Raw genomic sequence first — 2,101 nt, 5'->3', positions numbered from 1 at the left:
TCCCCTTGACGAACAGCGACGTCTCCCGAGTATTGAGGTACTTCGGCGTCCCCTCCGCGAGCACGCGCCCGCCAAACGCGACGGGGCGGCCCTGAAGGTCGTGAATGGGGAAGATGACCCGATCCCGCAGCGCATCGTAGTGCCCTCCACCTCCGGAGCGGGCCACGGCCAGCCCGGCCTGCTCAAGGATGGTCGGGTCGAACCCCCTCGGTTGTAGGGCTCGAATCAAGTTGTCCCATCCCGACGGAGCGAATCCAAGCCGGAACGCCTCCACCATGCGCGGTTCCACACCGCGCGATGCGAGGTACCCGCGCGCACCGTCGCCGCCATGGCCCGCGAGTTGCGTTCGGAAAAACGCCGACGCCTCGGCCACCGCCCGAAGCAGCCGCTCGCGTTCCCCGGCTCCGGGCTCCCCCTCCGCGGGCTTCTCCAGCTGAACCCCGGCGCGTTCGGCCAGCTCCTGGCGCGCTTCCCCAAAGGTGAGAGACCCCATCCGCATCACGAAGTCGAACACGTCTCCACCGGCGTGGCAGCCAAAGCAATAGAAGAAGCCGCGCTCCGGATCGACGGAAAACGATGGGGTCTTCTCGGAGTGAAACGGGCAGAGCCCCGTGTACCGCCGCCCGGACCGGCGCAGTGTCACATGAGGGGACACGACATCCAGGATGCCCACCCGGCGCCTGATTTCATCGGTGATCTCTCGAACTTTGGGCATCTTCGCTCCCTTCGGGCCGCGAAAAAAGCCCTATCTCTCGGCAAGATAAGGCTCCCGGCCCTCTTATACGGTATTGTCCGTTTCCGGGATCCAGTCCTCTCTGCTACGGGTGGAGGGGTTCGCCGGATCGCCACGAACTCCCCCAGGCGTTTGAGAGGGTGCCATGGACGAACCCGGGGTGGTCTCGAGCCACGTGCTGTATCGGGCCGGTCCCGCCGGTCGTGTTCGCGCGGCGCACGCGGCCGGCGCGTTCATCTACGACGTCGAGGGACGGCGGTACCTCGATGGTTCTTCGGGCCCACTCGCCTCGAACCTCGGGCACAGTCTCCCCGAGATCGTGGCGGCGATCACGGAGCAGTTGGCACGCATGACCTTTGCGCACGGCTCCACGTTCGGTAGCGACGCCCAGGAGCGTGCGGCCGACCTCGTGATCCGATTCGTGCCACCAGGGTTCACCCGCGTGTTCTTCGTCTCAGGGGGGAGCGAGGCGACGGAAACGGCCATCAAACTGGCCCGGCAGTATTGGGTCGACGCCGGCCGCCCCCGCAAGTACAAGATCATCAGCAAGCGGGCGAGTTATCATGGGGCGACGCTCGGGGCGCTCTCGGCATCCGGGTTTGCCGCGCGCAGAGCCCCCTACGGTCCGCTGTTACTCCCGTTCCCCCAGATCCCCGAGGTCCACTGCCGGCGGTGCCCGTTCGGCTTTACCTACGGCCGGTGTCAGATCGAATGCGCGACCGCGCTCGACGACGCCATCCGCCGGGAAGGCGCGGACACCGTGGCCGCGTTCATCGCTGAGCCCGTGTCGGGGGCCGCCAACGGGGCGGTCGTCCCTCCGCCGGAGTACTTCCCCCTCATCCGCCAGATTTGCGACCGGCACGACGTCTTGTTCATTGCCGACGAGGTCATGACCGGGTTTGGGCGGACCGGGGCCGCGTTCGCGCTCGATCACTGGCACGTCATCCCCGACCTCATCGTGTGCGCGAAGGGGTTGGGGGCCGGCTACGTCCCGGTCGGTGCCGTCATCGCCCACGAGCGGATCAGCGAGCAGATCTTTCGAACGTCCGGCCGGTTCGTCCACGGCTACACGTACGCGGGCAACCCGCTGGCCTGCGCCACAGCCGTCGCCGTCCTCACCTATATCGAGACGCACGACCTGGTCGCCGCGGCGAGACGGAAAGGCGAGATGCTGCGCCGCGAACTGGAAACCCTGAGCCCCTTCAGCGGCGTGGCGGAGGTCCGCGGGTTGGGGTTGATGTGGGGAGTGGAATTCGCCGTGCCCCCGGATCACCCCGCGGCCTCGGCGCCCGGCGAGGCCGTGGTCGCGGCGGCGTTTCGAAACGGGCTGCTGGTCTACCCTTCGGGCGGCGCGCTGCCTGGGTCGAC

The 2,101-nt window shown here is 67.7% G+C and carries 2 protein-coding genes; one reads left to right on the top strand and one right to left on the bottom strand.

From position 1 onward, the window contains the following. On the bottom strand, nt 1-715 hold a 715-nt coding region (locus tag VFP86_05325), incomplete at its 3' end, for a CHC2 zinc finger domain-containing protein (protein ID HET8999047.1). A 163-nt stretch (nt 716-878) separates the two neighbouring features. On the opposite strand from VFP86_05325, the gene VFP86_05320 reads away from it, so the two are divergent. Then, nucleotides 879-2,101 (top strand): aminotransferase class III-fold pyridoxal phosphate-dependent enzyme (locus VFP86_05320; protein ID HET8999046.1); only part of this gene is annotated, 1,223 nt, incomplete at its 3' end.

The organism is bacterium (assembly GCA_035703895.1).
In the GTDB taxonomy this organism is placed as follows: Bacteria; Sysuimicrobiota; Sysuimicrobiia; order Sysuimicrobiales; family Segetimicrobiaceae; genus Segetimicrobium.
Note: the sequence above shows the minus strand (reverse complement) of the source record. Positions and strands in the feature narration are given on the sequence as shown.